Here is an 18,854-nt window from a genome sequence, read left to right as displayed (position 1 = left end):
GGGAACGTTGAAAACGATAGGTTGAGGTGTATAGATTGCATATAGTATTGATAGAGCCGGAAATCCCTGGCAATACGGGCAACATCGCCCGTCTCTGCGCAGCAACGGGCATTGAGCTGCATCTGGTCAAGCCGCTGGGATTCTCGACGGACGATAAATATCTGAAGCGTGCCGGTCTTGACTACTGGCATCTGGTCAAGGTGCATTATCATGAGAACTTCGATGAGGTACTCGCGATGTATCACGGGCATAATTTCTATTATCTGTCGACCAAGGCGCCGCGCGCGCATACGGAGGTTCACTACACGGAGGATGACATGCTGGTCTTCGGCAAGGAGTCGGCAGGTATCCCCGAGACAATCCTTGATGCGAACTGGGAGAGCTGCGTGCGCATTCCGATGATTGCCGAGGCGCGGTCGCTGAATCTTTCCAATGCCGTGGCCATCGTGGCCTATGAGGCCATGCGGCAGATGGATTTTGCCAATCTGGCCGAGAATGGCCCCGGCCTGCGCATGTGGAAATAACAGCCGCTTTATAATCAACTCTCGATAGAATAGATGGGAATGAATACTGTGATAGATAAGAATTTCGTTGCCGCCTGCCGCGAGTTCCTGCAGGCAGATCAGGTGCTGCTCGATGAGCCGATGCGCCTGCATACGACCTTTGAGATTGGCGGTCCGGCCGATTGCCTGATCTTTCCGGCTAATATGACGGAGACCCAGCGCGTCTTGAAACTGGTCAAGGAATACAACTTGCCGCTGACGCTCCTTGGCAACGGCTCAAACATGCTGGTGCGTGACAAGGGCATTCGCGGTGTCGTCGTGAAATTTGCAGCACCGATGTCCGAGATTCGTTGCGAGGGCACGCGCATCATCGCTGGCGCTGGCGCGCTGCTCAAGGATATCTCCGAGTGCGCAGCTGCGCACAGCCTGACGGGCCTTGAGTACGCCTGCGGCATCCCGGGCAGCATCGGCGGTGCCATCTTCATGAACGCCGGTGCCTATGATGGCGAGACGAAGAATGTGGCTGACCGGGTGCGGGCTGTCGACAAGGATGGCAACATCCACGAGTTTTCCAAGGACAAGCTCGAGCTTGGCTATCGCCACAGCGTCTTCCAGACGAATGGCGAAGCCATCTGTGAAGTCGAGCTGCAGCTGCAGCCGGGCAACGAACAGAAAATCCGCGCCAAGATTGCCGACTACACCCAGCGCCGTGAGAGCAAGCAGCCCCTTGAGATGCCCAGTGCGGGCAGCACCTTCAAGCGTCCCGAAGGCTACTTTGCGGGCACGCTGATTGACCAGACGGGACTTAAAGGCCTGACTGTTGGCGGGGCACAGGTATCGACCAAGCATGCCGGTTTTGTCGTCAATGCTGGCGGCGCAACGGCAGCGGATGTGGTAAACCTCATCCATGAGGTCCAGCGCCGCGTCAAGGAAAAGCATGGCGTCGAACTGCAGCCCGAGGTCCGCATGCTGGGTGAAGAATAACATACAGATTTTCAAAGCCTTTTTCGTGATGAGAAGGGCTTTTTTATTGGAAAAGATATGGCGGGAAGGAAGTTGCGTGCCAGATGGCGAATATTCCGATATAGGATATGAGAAGTAGGAAGGGAGGTGCAGCATGAACAGAGAAAGAAATGAATTGAACGCCATCTTGTCAGCCCTTTCCAGGTTATACATAGCCTTGCGCGTCATCGACATGCGTTCACTTAGCTGTGAGACCTTCAAAACCGATTTGCCCTTTATCGATGTCGGGGCAGGGGAAAGGTTCCAGAAAAAATTCTATGAGATCATCGGCCACGTGGCGTCTCCCGATTACTTGCAACAGATGCTCGACTTCGTGACGCTGTCGACGCTTCCCGAGCGGCTCCGGGAGGAACATCAGATCACGGCAGTATTCCGCGATAAACAGTTCCGCTGGCGCCGTGCCTGTTTCCTGCGCATCGATGAAGGCGCTCCCTTGCAGCGCGTGCTCTATGCAGTGGAGGACATCGAAAACGAAAAGGCCCGGGAGCATATCACCGCCGAAATCGCCAGCGTCCTTTCCGAAAGCTATTCCTCCATCGTCTATGTCGATGTCGATGACGGTCATGTCTATCCACTCTGGATCAGCAATGTCAGCAAGAAGTTCGCCCGCCAGCTGCGACAGCGCACCAACAGCCATGAAGTGTTCTGCACCTATATCGACAGCCTCGTGCATCCTGAAGACCAGGAGGAGATGCGGCGGTTCCTGTCGCGGGACTATGTTTTTGGCCGGCTGAAACGGGAAGGGCAGATCATCCATTCCTATCGCACACTGCGGGATGACGTTTATGTCTATTATCGTCTGAAGATTGCCTCTTTTGACGAAGGACACAAACTGATCTTTGCCTTCGAAAATATCGACCAGGACCTGCGCCGCCAGAAAAGGTTCGCCAGCGAACTCGAACAGCGCAATGTCTTGCTGCGTGCACTGTCGAAGGAATACAGCTCGGTCTGGCTTGTTGATGTGAATGCCGGCACGGTTTCTATGGTCCAGAACAACAGCAACTCGCTGACGACCAATGTCTTTATCAAAACCCTGCAAGGTGTTGATTACTACAAAGTCACGGACGAGTACATCGACCGCGTCATCGTGCCCGAAGAACGCGAGGAAATGCGCAAGAACTGGCATCTTGACAATCTGCGGGACAAGGTGCTCGTGGATAAGATCTATACGATAAACTACACGCGCCTGACCTATGATGGCAAGCGCCAGCATTACCAATGCTGCTATATCAAGGATTCCTCAAAAGACGGCGATGATTACTATATCTGCGGCTTCCGCGATATCGAGTCGACCATCCAGCAGGAGCAGGCAAAACAGCGCGAACTTGATGCCGCCCGCAAGGCAGCCGAGGCCGCCAATGAGGCAAAATCTCGGTTCCTGTTCAATATGAGTCACGACATCCGCACGCCCCTCAACGCCATTATCGGCTTTACCGAAATGGCCAATCGGATGCCGATGGATGCGGTTAAGCAGGCGGAATGCCGCACCAAGATATTGTCGGCCAGCAATCAGCTGCTGTCCATACTGAATGATGTGCTGGAAATGTCACGTATCGAGAACAACAAGCTCGTCATCGACGAAGAGCTGGTGGACTTGCAGGAATACCTGCAGCTATGCACCACCGTTTTCGATGGACAGGTCGAAGAAAAGAACCTGACATTCGTAAAGAAAGCGGCGTACAAGCATCGCTACCTCTATGTGGATAAGACCCATACATCAGAGATATTCATCAATATCCTCGGCAATGCGATAAAGTACACACCGCCAGGGGGCAGGATTACGGCTGACATGCGTGAACTGCCCGGCAGGACCATGGACGAATGCATCATCGAAATCACCATATCAGATACAGGTATCGGCATGACCAAAGAGTTCCTACAGCATGCCTTTGATCAGTTCGCCCGGGAACGGAGCGCATCGACACGCGGTATTCAGGGGACAGGCCTGGGGCTTGCCATCGTCAAACGGCTCGTGGACCTGCTGCAGGGGACAATCAAGATAGAAAGCACCCTTGGCGAAGGCACGATGGTCACAGTGCGGCTGCCGCATCGCATCGGTACGGCAGCTGAGGTACGCCAGCATAACCTCGAGACCGCGGCCGATGATAAACTGGCCGGCAACCATATCCTGCTGGCCGAAGACAATGAGCTCAATGCGGAAATCGTCATCGCCCTACTCACCGAGGTTGGCTGCGAAGTGGACTGGGCCCAGGACGGCGTCATCTGCGTGGAAAAACTCGAGCAGGCGAAGCCTGGCACCTACGACATCATCCTCATGGATATCCAGATGCCCAACATGGACGGCTACCAGACCACGCGGTATATCCGCAAACTGCCCGATAAGACGCGGGCCAATATCCCCATCCTGGCCATGACGGCCAATGCCTTCAAAGAAGACATCCAGAATGCCATAGAGGCAGGGATGAATGGCCATCTGGCAAAACCCATTGACATACCTAAATTGATGCAGACCTTGAAGAAATTATTGCACTAAATGCGAAAAGGAGAGGGTCTTTATGCGGTTGGAATTTTTAGGCGCAGCTCACACAGTAACTGGTTCCTGCTATCTGCTGGCGGTCAGGGAAAAGAATTACCTGATCGACTGTGGCATGTTTCAGGGCTCACGGCGGATCCGCGACCTCAACTATGAGGACTTCACCTTCAGCCCGGCCGATATCGATGCGGTATTATTGACCCATGCCCATATCGATCACTGCGGCCTCATCCCGAAACTCGTGCGCGATGGATTCAAGGGCTCCGTCTATGGCACCAAGGCCACCTGTGACTTGGCCCGCATCATGCTGCCAGACTCCGCCCATATCCAAGAGTCCGATGCAGAGCTTTCAAACCGCAAGAACCAGCGGCGCGGTGAAACACCTGTGCAGCCCATCTACACGATGCAGGATGCCGAGGCGGCCATCGAACACTTCGTGCCACTGCCGTACCAGGTAAGGTTCAAGCTCGACGACAACGTGGACGTGACCTTCTATGATGCAGGCCACATCTTAGGCTCAGCTATCATCGAAATCCTGGTCACCGAAGACAGCAAGGCGACGAAACTCGTCTTCTCCGGCGACCTTGGCCAACCAGATCAGCCCATCATCAAAGATCCAACGGTGCTCACAGGGGCAGATTTCCTAGTCGTCGAGTCGACTTATGGCGACCGCGTCCATCAGATCTACGACAAGGAAACGGCACTCTTAGAGATCGTCAATGATACGATGGACCGCGGCGGCAATCTGGTCATCCCGTCCTTTTCCGTTGGCCGCACCCAGACACTGCTCTATTATTTCTACAATCTCTGGAAGAGCGGACGCCTCGATGGCGATATCCCAATCGTGCTAGACAGTCCGCTGGCCATCAACGCTACGCGCATCTTCATGCAGAATTTCCAGGACTTTGACGAAGAGGCCATCAAGATGTTCGGGCAGAGCGGCAAGATGCTCGAATTCCCGCAGGTGCGCATCTGCGAAACACCCGAAGAGTCTCGCGCCCTCAACAGCTCGGAAAGCTCCCAGATCATCATCTCAGCCTCGGGTATGGCCGATGCCGGACGCATTCTGCATCATCTGAAGCACAACCTCTGGCGGCCCGAATCCACGATCCTGTTCGTGGGCTATCAGGCCGAAGGCAGTCTTGGCCGCCGGCTTGTCGATGGCATCAAGCGCGTGCGCGTACTCGGCGAGGAAGTGGCCGTCAAAGCCCAGATCCAGATGCTCGATGGCTTTTCGGCCCATGCCGATGCCAATCAGCTCATGGAGTGGATTGACAATTTCCAGAGCCCCAAACCCGCCAAGGTATTCATTGTCCACGGTGAGGCCCAGGGGCAGGAGGCGCTAAAGAGCCGCATCCAGAAGGAATGCGGCGAAGAGGTCTATATTCCGTTCCGCGGTGATGTCGTCAAAATCAGCGGCCGGGCCTCGGAGCTGCAGCCCTCGATTATCCCCGAGGTATCGGTGGAGATGGAGATGGAGGAGCAGCTGCGCATCTTCGATGCCGAGTACCGCAACCTGCGGCGCAAGGTCATGCAGCTTGTCATCCGCCAGCCCAAGACGATGGAGCCGCTTATCAAGACCATTACCAAGGGATTCAATTATATGAAGAAATTGTTTGCTCCGTTTAACATTTAATTCTATACAAAAAATAGGACAAAATGTGTAAAACCTCACATTGACCAATAGTTCCTATACTGTTATTATATAGTATGCAGTAAGTGTATTAATGTAAGGAATACAAAGTCATATACGGTTAGGAGGGATTATACAAAAATTGGAGCAAATCGAGCGCATTAAAAAGATAACAAATGCCTGGGAACCGGAGCTTTGCCGATGTCCGGTCAATAGAGAGGCTGAGGTAAATATGGACATCTACCATGAAGGAGCCAAAGAGCCCGAGCGGCATAAGACAAATATGGCTCATGCTGTTGACTATATCAGCAGCATGGCTGCCGTCATGGATATCAAGGCGATGTTGCAGGATCTCGATCACATCACGATCCGCAATGCCGAGGATGACCGCCTGATTTACCGTGTGACAGCCCGTTTTGGTTATGCCGAGGAAGAATTTGTTCCGTCGGTGGTTTGAAATTGAAGAGGCCACATAGAGGAGCTGTCCTTTGACAGCTCCTCTATTCTTTTGCCCGCTGGCCATAAAAACAAGGAATTTATCAAAACGTGGCGAAACTATACCGTAGTGAAACTGCTAAGGAAACATTGTGGAAAGGGAATGAGACGATTATGAAGTTATTTCCTTATAACTTACGGGCTACAGAGGAAATAGAAGACTGTCTGGACAAATTCCTGCAGGAGTGTCCCGAGGAGTATCGATCCATTCTGTGTCTGCTATTTTCGGCTGATGATAATACCAATCACATCAGTGCGGTGCGGCAGGCGATACAGGCCCGGGTTCCTGCGGCCAGGATTGCAGGCTGCACATCCTCCGGCGAAATCATGGACGGAGAGCTGCGCCTTGAGAGCATTCAAGTGACTTTTTTGGTATTTGACCGGTCAACTGTCGATGTCCACTTGTTCGATTGCGCCAAGCTCACGATGGATGAGGCAGCGGCGGAAATCTTGCCGGACCTGCTCGAAAGCGAACCGCTGGCTGGCATTGGTATCCTGACCACCCTCAAGACGCTAAACGACATCCATGCCTTTACTGATGTACTGGCCAGCCTGCCGCCCGAAGTGCCGATTTTTGGCGGCTCATCGGACTCATACAACAACAAGTCTTCCTATGTCAACGATGAATACACCTGTGTATTTGATGATGAATCCTTTACGAACCAGGGAATCCTTGCCATTTTGTTTCACGGCGAGGACCTCCATATCCGCGTCAGTTCCTACAATGGCTGGAAACCACTGGGAGCTGAGACAGTCATCACTGGCATGAAAGGCTGCAATGAGGTCACGCATCTCAATCAAAAGCCTGTGGTCTCTCTTTACGAAAAGTATCTTGGTATCGCTCCAGGCGAGCGTTTCTTCAGCGCCATCATTCCATTTCCCGTCATGATTGATCGCGATGAACATCCCGTCGCTCGCATGGCTATCTCCTATAGCGATGATGGTTCCATGCGCTTTGGCGGTGATTTCAATCTCGGCGAACACGTGCGGCTAGGCTATGGCGATCCCATCAGCATGTTACAGGATGGCCAGCAAAATGCCATCGGCCTCTATAATTTCCAGCCCGAAGGCATCCTGCTCTTTTCCTGTATTGTCCGGCGCATGTACCTGCGCGACGATGTGAGCAATGAACTCAAGACCTTCCGCGATATTGCGCCTTCCGCAGGCTTTTATACCTATGGGGAGCTGCAGCGCTTTGAAGGCCATTCCCAGGTCCACTTGCTCAACGGGTCGATGGTTACCACCTGTTTTCGGGAAGGCCGCCCGCAAACAAAAGCAGCAGAAAACGTCGAGACGCAAAAGCTGGCCTTCCATGACGAGCGCATCTCGCTGATTACCGGTCTGGCGCATTTCGTTTCGGTTACGACCATGGAGCTTGAGCAGGCCAATCGAGCCTTGACGCATCTGGCTGATACAGACCGGCTGACAGGGCTCCTGAATCGCGGTGCCGTCGAGCAGATCCTAAAGCGCGAGATTGAACGCAGCGACATGAGTTTCAATCTTACCTTAGGCGCTATCATGGTGGACTTAGACCATTTCAAGCGCATCAACGATACCTTTGGCCATGAAGTCGGCGATGAGGTATTACGCACAGTGGCCAAGGTAATGCAAGGGGCCTTACGCAGCTCCGACTATGTCGGCCGCTGGGGCGGTGAAGAATTCATGCTCGTATTGCCAGGCTGTAACCTGAAAGATGCTGTCATGGTAGCCGAGCGCATCCGTACCTGCATCAGTGAGCAGACCATCCTGCCTGATGGCAGTCATGCGACAGCAAGCCTTGGCGTCACAGTGACCAATAATGGCGATACCCTTGATGGTGTCTATGGCCGTCTTGATGATGAACTATATAAAGCAAAACGACTAGGGCGTAATCGCGTATCGGCGACACGCGGCAATCTTTGAGGAGGATATCTATGGATATTATCAATTGGTATAATCTGGTGACATGGTATTTTATCATCATCAACATCATCGCTATCATCGTCTATGGTGTTGACAAGCTCTGTGCCCTGCGACAGTGGTGGCGCGTGCCGGAGCTGACGCTGTTACTGCTGGCCTTTATGGGGGGCAGCATCGGTGCCCTCGTTGCCATACAGATTTTCCGTCACAAGACGCAACATATCAAATTCCGTTATGGTATCCCGCTGATCATCCTGCTGCAGCTGGCAGGACTTGTCTATATCTTCTGGGCTACCCAGACAGGAAAAGTATGATTTGTCCACTCCAGAGGAAATAATAGGTCATATGTCCTTGAATTTTTTGACTTAAGCCTTGCATTTATTGACTGGTCAAGTTATAATGGTAAACAAAGCAGACGAGAGCTGCTCAAGGACAAGAGAATACATTACCTTTTAAGATGCGTACCGCGATGCGCATAAAGGAAGCAATTTATAACGCTATAAGTCTATCGTAAAGCTGGAGCTTTCTTATGCATACGCATAAGAAAGCTCTTTTTGCTAGGCGAAGACAAAAAGGCAATGGATTTTCCTTGAAACTTTATACATAAGTAATGTATAATTATGACTGTCAACATGTTAAGGAGTGATTGACTTGGGAAAAAATACTGTATCCTTGCGAGGTAAGAATGTCCTGGGCCTGGAGGATTTCAGCCCGGAAGAGATTCGTCTCGTACTTGAGACCGCGAAGGAAATGAAGAACATCATCCACCGCGATATCAAGAAGGTACCGACGCTGCGCGGAAAATCCATTGTCACGCTGTTTTACGAGCCGAGCACGCGCACGCGCACGTCGTTTGAGCTCGCCGGTAAATACCTCGGCGCCGATGTGGTAAATATCACGGCGGGCACCAGCTCCATCGTCAAGGGCGAGAGCCTGCGCGATACCCTCTACACGGTGGAGGCCATGGGCGTCGATGCCATCGTCATGCGCCACAAGGCGGAAGGTGCTGCCGAGTACGCCGCCCGCGTCGTAAGCCCGGTAATCCTGAACGCCGGCGATGGTGCGCATGCACATCCGTCGCAGGGCCTTTTAAACCTCTTCACGATCCAGGAGCACAAGGGACATCTCGAGGGGCTCAAGGTCGCCATCATCGGCGATGTGCTGCACAGCCGCGTTGCGCGCTCGGATATCTACGGCATGCGCAAGATGGGCATGGAAGTCCATATCGCAGGGCCGAAGACACTGATTCCGCGTTTCCTCTATCAGGAGCCGGGCGTCATTGTCCATGAGCGCATCGAAGATGCCATCGCCAATGCCGATGTCATCGAGGTGCTGCGCATCCAGCTCGAGCGCATGAAGGGCGGCTTGTTCCCGACGACGCGTGAGTATGCGCGTATCTTCGGCCTCAACGACATGCGCCTCAAGCTCGCCAAGGACGATGTCCTTATCCTGCATCCAGGCCCGATGAACAAGGGCTGGGAAATCTCTCCGTTCACTGCCTATGGCGATAACTCAGCCATTCAGGAACAGGTCCAGAATGGTGTCGCAGTCCGCATGGCACTCTTTACCTTGGTATTGACGGGAGGAAAACAGGAATGAAACTTTTGCTTAAAGGCGGCCGCATCATCAATCCGGCCGAGAAATTCGATAAAATCGCCGATGTACTCGTCGAGGATGGCAAGATAAAGGCAATCGGCGAAAACCTGGAAGCTGCTGGGGCAGAGGTCTACGATGCCACGGGCAAAATCGTGACGCCGGGCCTCATCGACCTGCATGTGCATTTCCGTGAGCCGGGCCAGGAGGCCAAAGAGGACTTTGAATCGGGCGCCAATGCTGCGGCAGCTGGCGGTTTTACGACGGTCTGCACGATGCCGAACACGAAGCCGGCAGTCGACGATGCCGCCATGGTGCGCAGCCTCGAGAAACGCGCCGAGGATGTCGCCAAAGTCCATGTGAAAATCATCGGTGCCGTGACGAAGGGGCAGGAGGGCAAGGAACTGGCTGAGCTTGGCGATATGATCGAAGCAGGGGCGGTGGCCTTCTCCGATGACGGCCACTATGACCAGAAGGCCAAGGTTCTCTTGAATGCCTTTGACTACCTGCACACCTTCGACAAGGTCATCGTCAACCACGACGAAGAGACTTCTCTGGTGGAAGACGGCGTCATGAACGAAGGCCATCGCAGTGCCATGCTGGGCCTTAAAGGCCGCCCGACGGTCGCTGAGGACATCGCCGTAGCCCGCGACATCATGCTGGCCGAGTACGCTGATTCCCGCGTCCATGTGGCCCATATCAGCTCGGCCCGCGCGGTGGACATCGTGCGCCAGGCCAAGAAACGCGGCGTGCGCGTCACTTGTGAAGTCACGCCGCAGCATCTGACCATGACCGACGAATGCGTCAACCTGTTTGACACGTCAACGAAAATCAATCCGCCGCTGCGCGCGCAGAAAGACTGCGAGGCACTGCTCGAAGGACTCAAAGACGGCACGATTGACGCAATCGTAACCGATCATTCCCCGCATGCACAGGAGGACAAAGACCGCGAGTATATCTATGCACCGAGTGGTTTCCCTGGCCTGGAGACATCGCTGGGCATCATGCTGACGGATCTATATCATCAGCATAAGCTCGACCTTGCGACCATCGTTTCCAAGATGACCTGTGAGCCGGCTAAGGTATTCGGCATGGATGCTGGTACGCTGGCAGTTGGCAAGAGCGCCGACATCACGGTCATCGATCCCGAGCTTTGCTGGACGGTTGACGAAAAGAAATTCTACACGAAGGGCAGCCATAGTCCGTTCATCGGCCGCGAGCTCAAAGGCAAAGCGGTACTGACGGTCGTTGCTGGCAAGATTGTCATGCAGGATGGCGAAGTTCTTTAAATATATGAGGTGATTTCATGAAAGGTAAATTGATCCTGGAGGACGGTACCGTTTTCCACGGCAAACTTTTGAATAATATCAAGGCAACCGGCGAGGTTGTTTTCAATACAGGCATGACGGGCTATCAGGAAAGCCTGACCGACCCATCCTACTGCCGTCAGATCCTGACGCTCACGTACCCGATGGTCGGCAACTACGGTATCGCGGACCTTTTCATGCAGTCGCGCAAATCCTTTGTCAATGGCTTCATCATCGGCGAGCTCTGCGAAGTGGGCAGCAACTGGCATTATGAGACAAGCCTGGCGGACTTCCTGACGAAACAGGGGGTACCCTGCCTTTACGACGTCGATACACGCGCCGTCACGCGCAAGATTCGTTCGGCTGGCACCATGAAGGGTATCATCGTGCCCGAGGACGCCGCGCAGACGGAAATCGATGAGCTCTTCGCTGTGCCCATCAAGAAGGATGTGGTCATGGAAGTCACGACGCCGGAAACGTATACGATGGAAGCTGAGTCTAGTGATGCGCCTCATGTGGTCGCCATGGACTTTGGCGTCAAGCAGAATATCTTGAAATCGCTGCATGACCTCGGCTGCAAGCTTACGGTCGTACCGGCTCATACGACGGCGGATGAAGTCCTGGCTCTCAATCCGGACGGCATCTTCCTTTCGAACGGTCCTGGCGACCCGGCAGACGTTCCGGAAATCGTCGCCGAAATCAAAAAGCTCATCGGCAAGAAACCGATCTTTGGCATCTGCCTTGGCCATCAGCTGCTCGCGCGTTCCTTGGGCGCAAAGACCTATAAGCTCAAGTTCGGTCATCGCGGCTGCAACCAGCCGGTCAAGAACCTTCTGACAGGTCGCGTGCAGATTTCCTCGCAGAACCACGGCTATGCCGTCGACGAGGACTCGCTCAAGGATTTGCCGCTTGAAGTCACGCATATCAATGTCAATGACGGCACGGTGGAGGGCATGCGCCATAAAGACCTGCCGATTTTCTCGGTACAGTACCACCCGGAGGCATCGCCGGGACCGGATGACAATATGTATCTTTTCGATCAGTTCTGGACGATGCTCAAGGGGGAATAAACTGTGCCAAAGAAAGAAAATCTCAAAAAAGTAATGGTCGTCGGCTCGGGCCCAATCATCATCGGCCAGGCAGCAGAATTCGACTACGCCGGTTCCCAGGCCTGCCGTTCGCTGAAAGAAGAGGGGCTGGAAGTCGTCCTTGTCAACTCGAACCCGGCCACCATCATGACCGACTCGCATATCGCCGACCGCGTCTACATTGAGCCGCTGACGCCGGAATTCCTCGAGGAAATCATCTCGAAGGAGCGTCCGGATGGCTTACTCGCCACGCTGGGCGGTCAGGCTGGCTTGAACCTTGCGGTGCAGCTGGCCGAGCGCGGCGTGCTGGAAAAATACGGTGTCGAGCTTTTGGGTACGCCGCTGGAGGCTATCGAAAAGGCCGAAGACCGCGAAATGTTCAAAGAGACGATGCAGAAGCTCGGCGAGCCGATTCCAGAGTCGACGATTGTCGAGGATGTGCCGTCGGCCGTCGAATTCGCCAACGAAATCGGCTATCCGGTCATCGTGCGCCCGGCCTATACGATGGGCGGCACGGGCGGCGGTATCGCCGAGAACGAAGAAGAGCTCATCGATATCGTCATCAAGGGCCTCAACTACTCGATGATTGGCCAGGTCCTCATCGAGCGCAGCGTGGCCGGCTGGAAGGAAATCGAGTACGAAGTCATGCGCGACGGCAATGACAACTGCATCACCGTCTGCAACATGGAAAACTTCGACCCGGTCGGCGTCCATACGGGCGATTCCATCGTCGTCGCACCGTCCCAGACCCTCACGGACCACGAGTACCAGATGCTCCGCAGTGCATCGCTGCGCATTATCCGCGAGCTCGGCATCGAGGGCGGCTGCAACGCCCAGTACGCACTGGACCCGAACAGCAACAAATACTATGTCATCGAGGTAAATCCGCGCGTCAGCCGTTCCTCGGCACTGGCGTCGAAGGCTACGGGCTATCCGATTGCCAAGGTTTCGGCCAAGATCGCCATCGGCTATACCCTTGACGAAATCACCAACGCGGTCACGCAGAAGACGAAAGCCTGCTTCGAGCCGGCACTTGACTACTGCGTCGTCAAATTCCCGCGCTGGCCGTTTGATAAATTCGTCTATGCAGACCGCACGCTGGGCACGCAAATGAAGGCAACGGGCGAGGTCATGAGCATCGACCGCCACTTCGAAGGTGCCATCCTCAAGGCTGTGCGTTCGCTGGAAATCGGCGTACACCGCCTGCATATGGATAAGATGGATGCCTGGGATGACGAGCGCGTCAAGAAGAACCTCGCGCGCATCAACGACGAGCGCATCTTCGTCATTGCCGAGGCCCTGCGCCGCGGCATCGCCACCGTCGATGAAATCCATGCCATCACGAAAGTTGACAAATGGTTCATCCATAAAATCAAGAACATCACCGATGTCGAGACGACGCTTAAGAGCGAGCCTCTGACGCCGAAACACATGCTGGCGGCCAAGAATGTGGGCCTTGCCGATGTCTCCATTGCCGAGATCACGGGCAAATCCATCGACGAGATCCGCACGACCCGCAAGAGCATGGGCATCCTGCCTGCCTACAAGATGGTCGATACCTGCGCCGCTGAGTTCGAGGCCGCTACGCCGTACTACTACTCGACGTTCCGCGCTGAGCAGGACGAGGTACAGACGTCGAATGCCCGCAAGGTCATCGTGCTTGGCTCGGGTCCAATCCGCATCGGTCAGGGCGTCGAGTTCGACTACTGCTCGGTTCACTCGGTCTGGGCACTGCGGGAGATGGGCATCGAGGCCATCATCATCAACAACAACCCCGAGACGGTATCGACGGACTTCGATATTTCCGACCGCCTGTACTTCGAACCGCTGACGACCGAGGATGTACTTAACATCATCGACAAGGAAAAACCGGAAGGCGTCATCGTCCAGTTTGGCGGCCAGACGGCAATCAACCTCGCTGCCTCGCTACAGAAGGCAGGCATCAAAGTGTTCGGCACGTCGGTTGACGATATCGACCGCGCCGAGGACCGCGAGCGCTTCGACGAAGTCCTCACGCAGACGCAGATTCCGCGTCCGCAAGGCATCAGCGTCACGAATCTTGAGGATGCCATCACGGGGGCTGCCGATATCGGCTATCCGGTCATGGTCCGCCCGTCTTATGTCCTCGGCGGCCGCGCGATGGAAATCGTCTACAACGAAGACGAGCTGCGCGACTACATGAGCCGCGCCGTAAAAGTCACACCGGATCATCCGGTACTCGTCGACCGCTATATGCAGGGTACCGAGGTCGAGGTAGATGGTATCTCCGATGGCGTCGATGTGGTCATCCCGGGCATCATGGAGCACGTCGAGCGCGCCGGTGTCCACTCGGGCGACTCCATTGCCGTCTATCCGCCGCAGACGCTGCCGTCGAAGGTCATCTACACGATTATCGACTACACGAAACGCCTGGCGGTTGCCCTGCATGTCAAAGGCCTCCTGAATATCCAGTTCGTCGTCGCCGATGGCGAGGTCTACATCATCGAAGTCAACCCGCGCTCCTCGCGTACGGTACCGTTCCTCTCGAAGGTCACGGATGTCAAGATGGTCAATCTGGCCACGCGCATCGCAATGGGGAGCACGCTCAAAGAACTTGGCTACAAGTCCGGTCTCGTACCGCCGAAACCGTATGTCGCTGTCAAGGCACCGGTCTTCTCCTTTGCCAAGATGACCGATGTGGATATCGCCCTCGGACCAGAGATGAAATCGACGGGCGAGGTCATGGGTATCGATTACCATTATGCCCGCGCCCTCTACAAGGCTATCATCGGCTCGGGCACGCATGTGCCGACGAAGGGCTGCGTGCTCTTCACCGTAGCTGATAAAGATAAAGAAGAGATGAAACAGCTGGCCAAGGCGTTCTCGGAGCTTGACTTCCAGATTGCCGCTACCGAAGGCACGGCCAAGACCATCCAGTCGATGGGCATCGATGTCGAAGTCGTCGGCAAAGTCCACGAGCGCAGCACCGATATCATCGAACGCATCAAGAGCGGCAAGATCAATATGGTCATTAACACGCTGACTCAGGGCAAGCACTCCGTAAAGGATGGCTTCAAGATTCGCCGCGCAACAGTCGAGCATGACATTGCCTGCCTGACCTCGCTCGATACGGCCTGGGAAGTCTTGCGCGTGCTCTCCTTCATGCGGGAGCGCCGCCTCGTTTACAGCCTGGCCATTCAGGATTATGTCGGTGGTGGTGATGGCCTTGCCTAAGAAAAAAGTAACGGTTGACTCTCGTATCGTAAGCCAGCAGGAGCTTTACGACCAGGTATTCCAACTGGTGGTAAAGGCCCCTGAGGTGGCTGCGCTTGCCGAGGCTGGCCAGTTTGTACAGCTGCGCATCTTGAACAGCAGCTGTCTGCTGCGCCGCCCGGTCGGCATTGCCGCTGCCGATAAGGACAAGGGTACAGTCGCCTTTATCTACCGCGTGGTGGGCAAGGGCACGAAGGCCATATCGGAGCTTAATGCTGGCGATACCATAAATGTTCTTGGACCTCTTGGTCATGGCTTTGATACTGCAGCGAAAAAACCACTGATTGTGGGTGGTGGCATGGGACTCTCCCCAGTGTTCTTTTATGCAGCTGCCATGCAGGGCAAAGCCGATGTGCTCATGGGCGGCAAGACCAAAGGCGAGCTTTTCTGGCAGGAGCTATTCACGGGCAAGGTGCAGGATATCTTTTGCACCACCGATGACGGCAGCCTTGGCACGAAGGGCTTTACCACGACGCTTTTGCCCGAGCTTTTGGCAAAGAAAGACTATGACCTTGTGGTCGCCTGCGGCCCCGAGATCATGATGAAGGGTATCGCCAAGATCGCCAAGGAACACGGCGTGCGCTGCCAGGTATCGCTGGAAAAACGCATGGGCTGCGGGCTGGGCGCCTGCCTGTCGTGTTCGATTGATACGACCAATGGCCAGCGCAAGAAGGTCTGCAAGGACGGCCCGGTATTTGAAGCAGGGGAGGTGTTCGCATGAGTCATGTCTTACAGGAAAAAGACCAGCGCCTGCACACGAATATCGCCGGCATTACGATGAATACCCCAGTTCTTACAGCCTCGGGCACCTTCGGCTTTGGCGAGGAGTTTGCCGACTTTGTCGACCTTTCGCGCCTGGGCGGCGTCATGGTCAAAGGCACAACGCTAAAGCCGCGCCGCGGCAATGATGGCGTGCGCATCACCGAATCGCCGATGGGTATGATGAATTGCATCGGCTTGGAAAATCCAGGCGTTGAGGTTTTCTTAAAAGAAACGCTGCCGCGTATCGAGCAGTATGGCATGAATGTCATCGTCAATATCTCGGGCAGCACCGTCGAGGAATACGGCGTACTGGCTGAGATGCTCGATGTCGAAGGCGTCGCCGCCATTGAGCTCAACGTCTCGTGCCCCAATGTCAAAGAAGGCGGCATCGTCTTCGGCACGGACCCCAAAGCGGCGGCCGCTGTCGTCCGCGAGGCCAAGAAACATACCCAAAAACCGGTCATCCTGAAGCTGTCGCCCAATGTCACGGATATCGTGACGATGGCCAAAGCCTGCGAAAATGCCGGTGCCGATATCCTGTCGCTCATCAATACGCTTATGGGCATGGAAATCAACATCCATACCCAGCGGCCGACGCTGGGCAATATCACGGGCGGCCTTTCTGGCCCCTGCATTAAGCCGGTCGCTGTGCGCATGGTCTGGCAGGTCGCGCAGGCCGTAAAAGTGCCTATCATCGGCATGGGCGGCATTTCCTGCTTTGAAGATGCCGTGGAATTCTTCCTCGCAGGTGCCAGCGCGGTAGCTGTCGGTACGGCAAACTTTGCCGACCCGGCCGTGACCATGAAGATTTGCGATGGACTCAACGATTATTTGGCCAAACGCAATCTTGGGAGCATCCAGGATATCGTTGGCAAGGTCCAGATTGAATAAATTAGCGAAAAACGAAAGGAGCACGTTATGGCAGATAAACGTTTGATTGCAGCGCTTGATTTCCATACGCTGGAGGATGTCAAGGCGCTCGTCAATACGCTCGGAGATAGCGTATCCTACTATAAAGTTGGCATGGAACTTTTCTACAGCGTCGGTGGCGACGTGGTAAAATGGCTCAGTGCCCAAGGTAAAGATGTATTCCTGGACCTCAAACTGCATGATATTCCCAACACCGTGGCGGGCGGCCTTTGCTCGCTGATGGGACTGGGCGCCACGATGCTCAATGTGCATGCTGGTGGCGGCTATACCATGATGAAGGTCGCAGCGGAGCGCCTGCACGAGGAGGCCGACAAGCGCGGCATCCCCTGCCCGAAGCTCATTGCCGTAACGGTACTTACGAGCATCAATCAGGAAGATTGGGAGGGCCTTGGCCAGGAACTACAAATAAAAAGCGCTGTCGTACGCTATGCAAAACTGGCGAAAAAAGCGGGGCTTGATGGCGTCGTGGCCTCCCCTCAGGAAGCCGCCCTTATCCGCGAGGCCTGCGGCCCGGATTTCCTGATCGTGACGCCGGGCGTGCGGCCTAAGGGCGCCAGCGTCGATGACCAGAGCCGCATTGCTACACCGACTAAGGCGTTGCAAAATGGTGCCAGCCATCTCGTCATCGGCCGCCCGATCCGCGCGGCGAAGGACCCCAAGGCTGCCGCTGAGGCCATCCTCAAAGAAATGGAGAGTGTAAGATAAATGACTGAAGCAGAAGTAAAAGAATTGCTCGTAGAGAGCCATGCCATCATGGATGGCCATTTCGTCCTGACCTCGGGCCTCCATAGCCCGCACTATGTGGAGAAATTCAACGTACTCCAGAAGCCAGAGTACACCGAAAAACTCTGCAAGGCCATGGCCGAAAAATTCAAGGATGCCAACATTGAAACCGTCGTCGGCCCGATGACGGGCGGCATCCTGCTCGCTCACGAGACAGGCAAGGCTCTGGGCACGCGGGCAATCTTTACCGAGCGCGTCGATGGCAAGATGACCTTCCGCCGCGGCTTCTCGCTGCATGAAGGCGAGCGCTGCCTGATCGTCGAGGACATCGTAACGACCGGCGGCTCCATCAAGGAAGTCATCGAAGTGGTCAAAGCCCATGGCGGCATCCCTGTAGCTGTCAGCATGCTCGTCGACCGCAGCGGTGGCAAAGCCAACTTCGGCGACGTTCCCTGCGAAGCCCTTCTCCACATGAACGTCGAAACCTACAAACCAGAAGAATGCCCGCTCTGTAAACAGGGCATCCCGATGACAAAGCGCGGAAGCACGGGTAAGAAATAACCATCTAAAAAAGCTAAACTCTATAAAGCATAAAAAGCCCCATAAGTTAGACCAAAAATCTAGCTTATGGGGCTTTTCCTATTCACCTAAAGCAGCAATAAGAAAAGCCCCTCGGTAGCTACTCCGAGGAGCCTGCTTATTGATAGATGCTTTTATTAACCTTTCTTTGTCGGTCGTAGCAGCTGTAATCAGCTACTACATCTGCAAGTGGCTGGATCGGCAGTAACGCAGCAACAGCACAATTGCTCTGAATAGCTACCTGAGCAGGGGCTCGGCTGTATGGTCGGGCCTTTTATTTTTGCGATTGTATCTCCCGTGGATAAGAGAACGGCAGACTTTGCCCTGTGTATTGCAGTGTGGTTGATGTTGCCTGTTCAAGCACTGGCTGCTTTAAAGGGACAGAACGATTGTCAAAAACAACGCAAAGAGCAATGGCCAGGGCAAATAGGAATAGCAGCCCAAATGTTTTCCAGCGTTTCATATCTATCGACCTTTCCTGGTTGTTACTTACAAACAGAACTATCTTTACCTATTTTATATATCGTATATATTAAACCAATTGTTAAATAAAAAGTCTTTGCGCTCGCTGGC

Annotated in this window: 16 protein-coding genes; all 16 read left to right on the top strand. The window is 54.5% G+C overall.

Annotated elements, in window-relative coordinates; genetic code table 11:
- Nucleotides 1-35 precede the first annotated feature (35 nt).
- Nucleotides 36-524, top strand: a complete 489-nt coding sequence (gene trmL, locus BM322_RS01110; protein WP_075428066.1) for a tRNA (uridine(34)/cytosine(34)/5-carboxymethylaminomethyluridine(34)-2'-O)-methyltransferase TrmL — start codon at nucleotides 36-38, stop codon at nucleotides 522-524.
- Nucleotides 525-563: 39 nt separating this feature from the next.
- The gene (murB, locus tag BM322_RS01105) at nucleotides 564-1,487 is read left to right on the top strand and encodes a UDP-N-acetylmuramate dehydrogenase (protein ID WP_075428065.1); all 924 of its coding nucleotides are present in this window, start codon (nucleotides 564-566) and stop codon (nucleotides 1,485-1,487) included.
- A gap of 133 nt (nucleotides 1,488-1,620) precedes the next feature.
- On the top strand, nucleotides 1,621-4,020 hold the full coding sequence (locus BM322_RS01100; protein WP_082334268.1) for a response regulator: 2,400 nt from the start codon (nucleotides 1,621-1,623) through the stop codon (nucleotides 4,018-4,020).
- A 22-nt stretch (nucleotides 4,021-4,042) separates the two neighbouring features.
- Nucleotides 4,043-5,656 (top strand): MBL fold metallo-hydrolase RNA specificity domain-containing protein, encoded by a 1,614-nt coding sequence (locus BM322_RS01095; RefSeq protein ID WP_075428064.1) that lies wholly within the window; start codon nucleotides 4,043-4,045, stop codon nucleotides 5,654-5,656.
- 139 nt (nucleotides 5,657-5,795) lie between these two features.
- Entirely contained in the window at nucleotides 5,796-6,110 is a 315-nt protein-coding gene (locus tag BM322_RS01090; RefSeq protein WP_075428063.1) for a hypothetical protein, read from the top strand.
- Between the two features lie 152 nt (nucleotides 6,111-6,262).
- On the top strand, nucleotides 6,263-8,050 hold the full coding sequence (locus BM322_RS01085) for a diguanylate cyclase (protein ID WP_075428062.1): 1,788 nt from the start codon (nucleotides 6,263-6,265) through the stop codon (nucleotides 8,048-8,050).
- An 11-nt stretch (nucleotides 8,051-8,061) separates the two neighbouring features.
- Complete coding sequence (locus BM322_RS01080) at nucleotides 8,062-8,361, top strand: DUF1294 domain-containing protein (RefSeq protein ID WP_075428061.1); 300 nt, start codon at nucleotides 8,062-8,064, stop codon at nucleotides 8,359-8,361.
- Between the two features lie 337 nt (nucleotides 8,362-8,698).
- Entirely contained in the window at nucleotides 8,699-9,646 is a 948-nt protein-coding gene (locus tag BM322_RS01075) for an aspartate carbamoyltransferase catalytic subunit (protein ID WP_075428060.1), read from the top strand.
- Nucleotides 9,643-10,929 carry a dihydroorotase gene (locus tag BM322_RS01070; protein ID WP_075428059.1) on the top strand — a complete coding sequence of 429 codons (1,287 nt, stop codon included), beginning with the start codon at nucleotides 9,643-9,645 and terminating at the stop codon, nucleotides 10,927-10,929. Before BM322_RS01075 ends, BM322_RS01070 begins: the two co-directional genes overlap by 4 nt.
- Before the next feature lie 17 nt (nucleotides 10,930-10,946).
- Complete coding sequence (gene carA, locus BM322_RS01065) at nucleotides 10,947-12,017, top strand: glutamine-hydrolyzing carbamoyl-phosphate synthase small subunit (protein ID WP_075428058.1); 1,071 nt, start codon at nucleotides 10,947-10,949, stop codon at nucleotides 12,015-12,017.
- Nucleotides 12,018-12,020: 3 nt separating this feature from the next.
- Nucleotides 12,021-15,248, top strand: a complete 3,228-nt coding sequence (gene carB, locus BM322_RS01060) for a carbamoyl-phosphate synthase large subunit (RefSeq protein WP_075428057.1) — start codon at nucleotides 12,021-12,023, stop codon at nucleotides 15,246-15,248.
- A complete protein-coding gene (locus BM322_RS01055) occupies nucleotides 15,235-16,008 on the top strand; it encodes a dihydroorotate dehydrogenase electron transfer subunit (protein ID WP_075428439.1) in 774 nt (257 codons plus the stop codon). The genes carB and BM322_RS01055 overlap by 14 nt, the downstream gene beginning before the upstream one ends.
- The gene (locus BM322_RS01050; protein ID WP_075428056.1) at nucleotides 16,005-16,940 is read left to right on the top strand and encodes a dihydroorotate dehydrogenase; all 936 of its coding nucleotides are present in this window, start codon (nucleotides 16,005-16,007) and stop codon (nucleotides 16,938-16,940) included. The genes BM322_RS01055 and BM322_RS01050 overlap by 4 nt, the downstream gene beginning before the upstream one ends.
- A 27-nt stretch (nucleotides 16,941-16,967) precedes the next feature.
- Entirely contained in the window at nucleotides 16,968-17,684 is a 717-nt protein-coding gene (gene pyrF / locus BM322_RS01045; protein WP_075428055.1) for an orotidine-5'-phosphate decarboxylase, read from the top strand.
- Nucleotides 17,685-18,263 carry an orotate phosphoribosyltransferase gene (gene pyrE / locus BM322_RS01040; protein WP_075428054.1) on the top strand — a complete coding sequence of 193 codons (579 nt, stop codon included), beginning with the start codon at nucleotides 17,685-17,687 and terminating at the stop codon, nucleotides 18,261-18,263. It begins immediately after the preceding gene.
- A 279-nt stretch (nucleotides 18,264-18,542) separates the two neighbouring features.
- The gene (locus BM322_RS01035) at nucleotides 18,543-18,833 is read left to right on the top strand and encodes a hypothetical protein (protein ID WP_075428053.1); all 291 of its coding nucleotides are present in this window, start codon (nucleotides 18,543-18,545) and stop codon (nucleotides 18,831-18,833) included.
- Nucleotides 18,834-18,854 lie beyond the last annotated feature (21 nt).

This window comes from Selenomonas sp. GACV-9, from assembly GCA_900116485.1.
In the GTDB taxonomy this organism is placed as follows: domain Bacteria; phylum Bacillota; class Negativicutes; order Selenomonadales; family Selenomonadaceae; genus Selenomonas_A; species Selenomonas_A ruminantium_G.
This window is presented reverse-complemented; position numbering and strand designations above follow the sequence as displayed.